Source organism: Xanthomonas cannabis pv. cannabis (genome assembly GCF_000802365.1).
Classification (GTDB): Bacteria; Pseudomonadota; Gammaproteobacteria; order Xanthomonadales; family Xanthomonadaceae; genus Xanthomonas; species Xanthomonas cannabis.
The window spans coordinates 1-246 of record NZ_JSZE01000237.1 but is presented as its reverse complement, the minus strand read 5'-3'; the positions used below and the strand labels follow the sequence as shown (position 1 = coordinate 246).

The following is a 246-nucleotide window of genomic DNA, read 5'->3' as shown; positions in this document are numbered from 1 at the left end:
GCGGCTGACGCTCGCCAACCGGTACCTTCTTGCGCTTGCGGCGCCGGACTTGTAGCTGCTGCTCGCGATACAACCGCTCCACGCGCTTGTAGTTCACCAGGCGTCCTTCCTGTCGCAGCTTGAGATAGATCATCCCCACGCCGTAGCGGCGATGGCGATGCGCCAACGCAAGAATGCGCTCGCGCAGTTCGCCATTGCGGTCTTGACGTGGGCAATAGCGCAGCGCGCTGGCGCTCATGCCGATCG

The 246-nt window shown here is 63.8% G+C and carries 1 protein-coding gene; it reads right to left on the bottom strand.

The features are described 5' to 3' along the window. On the bottom strand, positions 1–246 hold a 246-nt coding region (locus OZ10_RS20225; RefSeq protein WP_039566921.1), incomplete at both ends, for an IS3 family transposase.